Source organism: Microcystis sp. LE18-22.4A, from assembly GCF_027531105.1.
GTDB classification, from domain to species: domain Bacteria; phylum Cyanobacteriota; class Cyanobacteriia; order Cyanobacteriales; family Microcystaceae; genus Microcystis; species Microcystis aeruginosa.
This window is the reverse complement of sequence record NZ_JAPZRB010000187.1, coordinates 1-8,827: the sequence shown is the minus strand read 5'-3', so window position 1 is coordinate 8,827 and position 8,827 is coordinate 1. Positions and strand designations below refer to the sequence as shown.

At 41.1% G+C, this 8,827-nt stretch carries 9 protein-coding genes and 1 pseudogene; 4 read left to right on the top strand and 6 right to left on the bottom strand.

What is annotated here, in order from left to right:
- On the bottom strand, nucleotides 1-758 hold a 758-nt coding region (locus O9295_RS08190), incomplete at its 3' end, for an RNA-guided endonuclease InsQ/TnpB family protein (protein WP_288032631.1).
- A gap of 357 nt (nucleotides 759-1,115) precedes the next feature.
- A complete protein-coding gene (locus O9295_RS08185; protein ID WP_288032630.1) occupies nucleotides 1,116-1,670 on the bottom strand; it encodes a hypothetical protein in 555 nt (184 codons plus the stop codon).
- 156 nt (nucleotides 1,671-1,826) lie between these two features.
- Here O9295_RS08185 and O9295_RS08180 point away from each other — a divergent pair, with 156 nt between their 5' ends.
- The 3 genes and pseudogenes from O9295_RS08180 (at nucleotide 1,827) to O9295_RS08170 (ending at nucleotide 4,762) form a co-directional block, all read left to right on the top strand.
- Nucleotides 1,827-2,102, top strand: a complete 276-nt coding sequence (locus O9295_RS08180; protein WP_353737712.1) for a DUF1345 domain-containing protein — start codon at nucleotides 1,827-1,829, stop codon at nucleotides 2,100-2,102.
- 34 nt (nucleotides 2,103-2,136) lie between these two features.
- Nucleotides 2,137-2,910 (top strand): annotated as a pseudogene (locus O9295_RS08175) (pyridoxal-dependent decarboxylase).
- Nucleotides 2,911-3,010: 100 nt separating this feature from the next.
- Nucleotides 3,011-4,762, top strand: coding sequence for a mechanosensitive ion channel family protein (locus O9295_RS08170; protein WP_288032629.1), 1,752 nt, complete (start codon nucleotides 3,011-3,013; stop codon nucleotides 4,760-4,762).
- A gap of 190 nt (nucleotides 4,763-4,952) precedes the next feature.
- Here the strand turns inward: O9295_RS08170 and hpsU are convergent, their stop codons facing one another.
- The 3 genes from hpsU to O9295_RS08155 form a co-directional block, all read right to left on the bottom strand.
- Nucleotides 4,953-5,543 (bottom strand): hormogonium polysaccharide biosynthesis acetyltransferase HpsU, encoded by a 591-nt coding sequence (hpsU, locus tag O9295_RS08165; protein WP_004162948.1) that lies wholly within the window; start codon nucleotides 5,541-5,543, stop codon nucleotides 4,953-4,955.
- A 5-nt stretch (nucleotides 5,544-5,548) separates the two neighbouring features.
- Entirely contained in the window at nucleotides 5,549-6,499 is a 951-nt protein-coding gene (locus O9295_RS08160; RefSeq protein WP_004162949.1) for a glycosyltransferase family 2 protein, read from the bottom strand.
- A gap of 208 nt (nucleotides 6,500-6,707) precedes the next feature.
- On the bottom strand, nucleotides 6,708-7,373 hold the full coding sequence (locus tag O9295_RS08155) for an urease accessory protein UreF (protein WP_288032627.1): 666 nt from the start codon (nucleotides 7,371-7,373) through the stop codon (nucleotides 6,708-6,710).
- A 134-nt stretch (nucleotides 7,374-7,507) separates the two neighbouring features.
- Between O9295_RS08155 and O9295_RS08150 the strand changes: the two genes are divergently transcribed.
- The gene (locus O9295_RS08150; protein ID WP_288032626.1) at nucleotides 7,508-8,119 is read left to right on the top strand and encodes a DUF8692 domain-containing protein; all 612 of its coding nucleotides are present in this window, start codon (nucleotides 7,508-7,510) and stop codon (nucleotides 8,117-8,119) included.
- Nucleotide 8,120: 1 nt separating this feature from the next.
- Here the strand turns inward: O9295_RS08150 and O9295_RS08145 are convergent, their stop codons facing one another.
- Complete coding sequence (locus O9295_RS08145) at nucleotides 8,121-8,624, bottom strand: MogA/MoaB family molybdenum cofactor biosynthesis protein (RefSeq protein ID WP_190721218.1); 504 nt, start codon at nucleotides 8,622-8,624, stop codon at nucleotides 8,121-8,123.
- Nucleotides 8,625-8,827 lie beyond the last annotated feature (203 nt).

Here is an 8,827-nt window from a genome sequence, read left to right as displayed (position 1 = left end):
ACTTTAAGATGAAGCCTAGCTACTTTTATCCGTTGCTTGTGATAGTTGTTAGACTGTTTCTTTCCTTTGCGAAATTGTTTTGATAATCTCCTTTGTGCTTTTTTCAGTCGTTTTTCTGACTTTCTTAAATAACGTGGATTCTCTACAGTATTGCCTTGAGCGTCGGTATAAAACTCTTTTAACCCTAGGTCAATTCCTGTTATTTGTCCCGTTGGTTTATGGTATTCTTGCCGTTCTACGTCAATTAAAAACTGGCAATAATAACCGTCAGCACGTCTAACAACTCTTACCCGTTTAATCTGTTGCTCTGAATAATAAACTAAGGTTTTTTGACTACACCATAAATCAAATTCTCCTGCTTTAAAACCATCAGTAAATCTGATTTTACGTCGATCATCTGATAGTTTGTAGCCCGTTAGTTTGTATTCAACCGAACGACTAGGTTTTTTAAATCGGGGAAAACCCTTTTTCCCTGGTATCTTAGCATGACAATTATGATAAAATCGACTAATTGATTGCCAGGCTCTATCAGCAGCCGATTGACGAGCTTGAGAGTTTAATTTATTAACATAAGGGGTCTCTTTATTGTTAGCTAGTACCGAGCAAAGTTTTTGGAGATCATTGCGGGTTGTCCCCTTATTGTCCATCCAATGACGAACACAAGAGTTACGCACAAACTGAGAAGTTTTGATAGCTTCATCAAGCCGGTGATATTGCTCTGGTGTCCCGTTTTTTAGCTTCGCTTCTACGACTAGCATTGATTAATCTTCGACCCTGGATAAATTAAGTATAACACAGTTTACCTACAAATGGTAGAATTAAAATCGTGCTTCGCAGTCAATATCCTGGTCGGATTTCATCCCCCGCAAAGGTTGATGTCTTGTCGAAAAATTTAGCGGGGGCATTCATCCGACATTTTAGGTAAGAAACTTTGAAAATATAGGATGCGTCTGATGACGCATCCAACCCTAAAAAGTGCTTTCAAAGTTAATCACAAGTTATAGAATCTTTCTGACGGGTAGAAACAAAAAGCAAAAAATCAGATAAAGAGATATAGCGTTTCTCATAAAGATGAAGTGTAACCTAATGTAGTCGTGCAAAATAAAATGAGATGACTATTGAGGAGAAGACAGGTCGCGGAAAATCTGGCTGGCAATGGCTGCACTCCGGCGAATTTGTTCAATTTCGGAAAGACTTTGCCAATTTTCGGTTTCTATATTGGTTTCGCTCTGGCCACTACGCATAGTATAGGCGTAGGGACGAGCAAAAACCTGTAAATCTTCTGGAGACCATTGGGGAAAGAGATCGCTAAGACAAACAACAAGGCGATCAAGGTTGTCTAATTGACTATTAACTAGATTTTCAGCGCTTTCTACTAGACGATTTAAATGTTCGGCCGGCAATAAAGAGGCAAATTTATCAAAGATATTAGACCGGGGTGAAACGGAAACTGTCGGGAATTTTTGGTGTAAACTGTTAAAGAATCTATCAGCTTGTGCTTCGATCGCCGTCGCTTCCAGTCCTTCACACAGAGAAAAAGGCGTTTCTGTCAGGTCTAAGGGATCATGACTCTCAACAGCGGTTACATCCCAGGGATAGGTGACTTCTTCTTCGATCAGGATTGCTAGAAGTTCCGCGGTAATCTGTTCGGATAGGGATAAATGGCTCATAAATAACACTCCATATTTTAGCCTTTGTGGTGTTCAATGAGTAACTACATCTCGGTTTTGACAATTTCCGAAGCTATTAACAGACTCCTGGTGCAAGTCAGGCAGGAGGCACTCTTGCCATAGTAGCAATAATTAACCCTTTAAACAGGATTTAGTATTATTAGTGCTTGGTTAGCCAGACAACTGATCTACAGCCAAGAATATGCAGTGCGCTACTATCATGATGGTAAAGGCCTAGTTTTTCCCAATTGCGATCGACCCAATTGGACGGAATTTCTCTATCAAGGTTTTTGTATGGCGGCTTGTTATCAAACCTCCGATACAAGTATTAATAGTACGGCGATGCGGCGACTGGTAGCAACCCAAGGGATGCTTTCCTATTTTTTATCCGTCTCGATTATTGCTATTATTTTTGGAATGATTGGTAATTGACTCTCAGCAAAAAAGATATTTTATTAAGGAAGTTATGGTTCATCAGAAAATTAATCTCGATCGCCTTAGTCCGGAAGAGGCAGTAATTACCCCCACCTATGCTTCCCGCGCCCTGACTTCCGCTGTACCTAAATACGAGATTCCCGAGGGAGAAATGCCGCCGGCGGTGGCCTACAATTTAATCCGCGATGAACTCGCCCTTGATGGTAATTCTCGCCTGAATCTGGCTACTTTTGTCACCACTTGGATGGAACCGGAAGCCAAACAATTAATGGCGGAAACCTTCGATAAAAACATGATCGACAAGGATGAATACCCACAAACCGCCGAAATTGAACTGCGTTGTGTGAATATGATCGCTAGACTCTGGAATGCTCCCGAAAGCGAAGCGGCAACCGGTTGTTCTACCATTGGTTCCAGTGAAGCGGCGATGTTGGAAGGCATGGCTTTAAAATGGCAATGGCGCAAACGCCGACAAAAAGAGGGTAAACCCACCGACAAACCTAATTTAGTCATGGGCATTAATGTGCAGGTTTGTTGGCAAAAATTCTGTCGTTATTGGGAGGTAGAACCGCGTTTTGTGCCGATGTAAGGGAATCGTTTTCATCTCAAGGCGACCGAGGCAATTAAACTAATTGATGAGAATACGATCGGGGTAATTGCAATTATGGGTAGTACCTTTGATGGTAGTTATGAACCCGTCCAAGAAATTAATGAGGTTCTAGAAACATTGAACAGAGAAACCGGCTGGCAAGTTCCCCTGCACGTCGATGGTGCTAGTAGTTGCAAGAATAGCTTTCAGATGTGAAAATTTCCCTCCTGTCTCAACCTAGAAGAGCTGCATCTCATCGAGGACAGTAATGCCTAAATATTACCCGAATACACACAAAAAAATCTGACTTAATCCTATGCAATTTGTACCAGTTTTCGATATTAATCAAAGATATTTAATGCTAACTACACCATCTAAAGCTAGAGGATGGATGAAAAAAATTGGGCATACCTTGGTCATATTTTTTGTAGTTTTACTACTGACTCTAACCTCCCCTCTTTTGGGAATAGCTCAAAATCCGACACAACCGGAAAATAAAATTGACGGCTTTCCAGTTATGTTAGATGGAAAAACTCTCTTTTTTATCCGGCGGGGAGTTTCTTCATTTTCGGCGGAGGAGAGAGCTAACGCTATTACCCGGAGAATTGAAAGAATTGCTCAAAATGATTCTATTCCTATTGAGAACCTGACAATTGAGCAGATTCCTGATGATAACTCACTTTATTTAAGTGTAGATCAAGAAGTGATTCTAACGGTGACGGAGCGAGATGCAAAAGCCTATCGTTCAACGCCGGAGGTTTTAGCTCAACAAGCTTTACAAAAAATTCAGGGTGCTATCGCTCAATATCGCCAAGATCGAAAACCAGAACAACTACTTAAGAACATCATTTATACGGTTATAGCCACCTTTGCTTTCTTGATTATTAGCTTTGCAGTTATCAAAATTTCAGGGAAGCTATTTCCCTTCATTAGACGTTTGATTGAATCCTTGACACCGGGCATTCAAATCGGGAATGTTGAGATTGTATCTTCCTCTAATATAAGCTTTTTTTGGCTGCGAGTTCTTCGGATAATTCGCTTACTTGTTCTCTTTTTATTATTATTTAATTATGCAACATTTGTACTTCGTTTATTTCCCTGGACAAGAGTTTTTGGCGAGAGTATTTTAGGTTATTTTTATCAATCATTAGAACTGGTTTTATCGTCCATTGGCCAATATCTTCCCAATGCCTTTATTATTGCCATAATCATTTTTATAACCTACTACTTAATCGGGCTAATCAAGCCCTTTTTTACAGCAATAGAAAGAGGAAATCTGGTTATTCCTGGTTTTTATACTGATTGGGCTAAACCGACTTACAATATCCTATTAGTCATAATTATTGCCATAGCAGCAATAGTTGCTTTTCCCTATTTGCCCGGTTTTGATTCCCCTGCTTTCCGAGGTGTTTCTGTTTTTCTAGGTCTTCTTTTATCCCTTGGTTCTACTTCGGCGATCGCCAATGTTATTGGGGGAATTATTCTTATCTATACCCGTGCCTTTCGCATCGGAGATCACATTCAAGTGGGAGATGTAATTGGCGATCTAATTGAAAAAAACTTCCTAGTCATTCGCATTTGCACTCCCACTAATAAAATCATTACTATTCCTAACTCATCTTTATTAAGTAGTAATGTGATTAACTTTAGTATTTCCTCGCGGGAATTAAACAGAAATCTAATTATTCAGACAACGATTACCCTAGGGTACGATCTGCCTTGGCGAAAAGCCCACAAAACCTTAATTGAAGCTGCTCTAGAAACTGAGCATATTCTCAAAGAACCCGCACCTTTTGTCCTGCAAACTAGCCTAGATAATTTTTACATCAGTTATCAATTAAACGCTTACACTAACCAACCCAATTTGATGGTAATAATTTATTCAGAACTCCATCAAAATATTCAAGACAAGTGTAATGAAGCTGGGATTGAGATTCTCTCTCCCAGTTACACCTCCCTACGAGATGGAAATACAACAACCATTCCCGAAAATTATTTACCTTCCGATTATGTTGCGCCTCCCTTTCGTGTTCAATCTTCAGACAATCAAGAAAACAACACATTTTGACACCAAATCCGTTTTTAAGCGCTTACTGTTGGCGGATTATTAATATAATGTTAATTGAGCTTAGAAGCAGATAAATCGATGACAGCATCCTATGAGCAGGACTTTCGACTTTGGGACGAACAAATGGCTGATTTAGGCGTTGCTGATTTGAGTCTTCACCCCGACATTTGAGATAAAATGCCTCTTAAGCTTAACTACTATAAGAATTCATCTTTCTATCGTATTGAGGACGACAGGGACTGCCCCAAGCGACCTTTTGAGCGGGAATATCAGCAAATACGCTACTTCTTGCCCCAATAACAACATTAGAGCCAATTTTTACCCCCGGAGCCAAAAAACAATCGGCCGCGATCCATGTACCATTACCAATGAGGATGGGAGTGGTTTTTAAGCTGAAAGAGCGATCGCAGGGATCGTGACTGCCAGTGCAAAGATAACATTTTTGAGAAATCACACAATGACTGCCGATGGTAACGTTATCTAAACTATAAATCACCACATCATCGCCGATCCAAGTATAATCGCCGATCGCCACTTTCCAAGGATAAGTAACCCTTGCCGTCGGGCGAATTTTCACCCCAAGGCCGATTTTAGCCCCGAATAGTCGCAAAATAGCGCAGCGAAAGCTGTCCATTTGGTGCAAACTGAGGGGAAAAAGAATTCCCTGTACTAACCACCAAAGTAGGATAATCGGATGAGAACGACCGCGCTCAAACCAAGATTGATCGTAGGTACGCAGATCTAGCCACGCTTCCTCATCGGTGCGGATTTCTGGGGACATAGGACTTATTTAATCATTTCCGCGGGTTGAGGTTCCGAGGGTTTAACCGGGGGATTAGCATGGGCATTAACGTTTAATTTACCGCCAAATTGCCGTAATTCGTACAATTTAACCCCTATTTGGTATTCGTACTGACTCAAAAGACGACCGTAGATATAACCAGCTTTGCCATCCAAGAAACCGAGACGGATAACATAAAAGAGAATAAAGCGCAGCAGCGGTTTAAAGGGCAATTTTACCCAAATTTTCTTTAAAAAACGTTTTCTCTGCACCGCATCACCGAACAGGTTCGCTCCGATCGTGCCGCTTTCGTCATTACCCGTGAGAATATTGTAATAAACTCGCGCCTCCCAGTTGGAATAACGATTATGTCTTTCTAACCAATGATAGATATCGCGGAAATCGATGTGCAGCATATCATTTTTCAGATATCCCACCTTGCCATCGAGGATAACGTGTTCGTGAACCTCGTTATCTCCCGTGTTGGGGATATCTTCCGTGTTTAAATTCTCGTATCTGCCCGACTTATGTTTAAATAAGCGCAGATTCCAGTCGGGATACTTGCCACCATAACGAATCCATTGTCCGAGGAAGAAGACGCGACGATTGAGATAATAACCGTTATAGTTGGGATCTTGGATCACGCTGGCAATTTCGTCCCATAGTTCGGGGGTGATTCTCTCATCACAATCGACGATTAATACCCATTCATTGCGAAAAGGCAGATTATCGAGGGACCAGTTTTTCTTTTTCGGCCAACGACCATTAAAATAAAATTGGACTACATTAGCCCCATAGTTTGTAGATATTTCGATCGAGCGATCGCTACTTTGGGAATCGACGACAAACACTTCATCAGCCCTAGCAACACTCTCTAAACAGGCGGGAAGGTTAGATTCCTCGTTTTTGGCGGGAATCAACACCGAAACGGGAATTTTTTCTGATTGACTAAACATTGGTACACTGTGGCTAGGTAGAGTGTTCGCATCTTTCCTTAAAACCCTTAGTCACTCAGAAAGCGAGAACTAGGACCTAAGATTTTTCTTGATCTTACTATACCTTATTTGGTTTTTTACCTAAAAATGTCGGCTTGAACCCAAGAGAGAGACTCCTAGAGACTTGCATATTCTCCCAGAAAATAGTGAAAAATTTGATCGCTAATTTCTAACTGCGAAATAGACGACTATACTGGGTTTCGTGGTTCATACTGGCAAAACTTAGCCCCCAACTCCAACTGCTCAGGTTTTCATCGGCTAAACTGATAATATCTGCTGTTGCTGTTAATAAACTGGGCTGTAAACCGATCAGAAGGGATTGTCCTAGGGTTTGTCCGAGGGGAATTAAACGCAATCCTGCATTGATTAAATTACTTGCCCAACTGTGTAAATAGCCTAAAACCGCTAATTCTTCGCCAATTTGCCAATGACTTGCCCCGATCGCAAAAGCGGTGGCATAATTAGCCTGTTCTGGTAGATTATCTCTGGCCGGTGCTAACTCCCGCAATAAGTTTAACAGCGATCGCCCCATTTGCCAGCTTTGCTGTCTTAATTCGGCCGTTTCCCGCGTTGCCGATAACCAATTATCCCAATAATTAAGTTTTGTAAAATCCTCTTGACAAAAACAACGATATACCCTTAGCAAAACAGCCGTTTCTAAGCGAATCGAGCCTTGACAAAGCGATCGCTCTAACCAATCATTTAAGCTGGCACTATTGGAGATAATCCCCTTTTCGACGAGGGTTTCTAGCCCTTCGGAATAACTATAGGCCCCGACGGGTAAAATGGGACTAGCCAATTGTAATAAACACAAAAGTTCTTTTTGAGCGAGCATAGAAAACCGAGAAAATTGTCCTTAACACAATTAGGGAAATGCTTGGCGCTTCCGTATGTAGATCGAGCCTGTAGAAAGCGGCACTCTGTGAATTATACCGTGGTTAATAGCCACAATTATAAACTACTATACTTATGTCCTCACGAGAACAGCATTTTCTGAAAATAAATCTTGTCGTTCTCCTCTTGATTTTAGCTTTGATTGCTTGGGTTGATCGGGAAAAATTACACTCTAGTCTTTTATTTTATCCTCCCGCTACTCCCCCAACTCCGATCGCTGGTTTATTAACCCATTCTTTTCAATTGCTTTGTTGTCTGCCCCCGATTGTTTGCCTTTTTAGTTATGCTTTATTGTCCCGCAAGACAAGTTTCAATAATTCTCGCCATTTTTTACTTTTTTCTGGCATAATAACGGGACTTTTTGCCATCAATGAAATCTTCAGAATTCATATCATTCTCCTCTATTTTAATATTCCCAAATTCTTGACTATCTCCGTTTATGCCCTCGCAATTCTGATTTATGGTTTAGCATTTTGGCGGCGAATAATAAAAACTTATTACCAAATTTTAATCATCGCTTTAGCACTTTTAACTTTGGCAATCGCTATCGATTTTCTCCAGATTAAAAATCAAGGTTTTGCTAGTCTAAGTGAAGGAATTCCTAAACTGTTAAGTGCTGTGAATCTAGCTGGCTATTTTTGGGATGTATGTTTTCAAGAAATTTCCGCCCAGATCAAATCCCAATAAATTATCCATTCATCTGTTTAACCAGATGTAATATTTCGGGAAGAATCAGTTTTTCTAGGGCTAATTTAACGGCATTAGTGGAACCGGGGAGAGAAAAGACTAATAAGTTTTGATAAACCCCAGCTATTGCCCTTGATGCCATGGCACGGGAGCCAATTTCCTGATAGCTGAGATAACGAAATAATTCGCCAAAACCGGGCAAAGTAATCCTTAATAAAGGTACTAAAGCATCATAGGTATTGTCTCTGGGAGCAATACCCGTACCCCCATTGAGAATTAAGACTTTTATCTGATTTTGATTACTAATCTCTGGTAAGATTGCTTGAATTTGTAAGGGTTGATCGGGGATAATTAAGTATAGGCCAATATCATGACCCGATCGAGTTAGTAACTCTTGAATTATTTGGCCACTCCTATCCGTCTCTTGGGTACGAGTATCGCTCACCGTGACTACGGCACAGGTAAGGTTAAGGGGGGCGGTGTCGGGATGGGGAATAAAGGTCATAATTAGGGTTTGCGGCAAAAAGTTTTTCGGTGGTGGCAGGGTGTGGGGTGTGGGGTGTGGGGTGTGGGGTGTGGGGTTTTACCAGTTTTGAGGTGGCCAATTACCTAATTTTCAGGGAAAAAGTCCAGGAATTTTCCCCCCGATCCCCGCAATGGCTGGCACTTTTTGAGGGGAAAAAAGTCCAAAAGTCTTATCCAACAAGG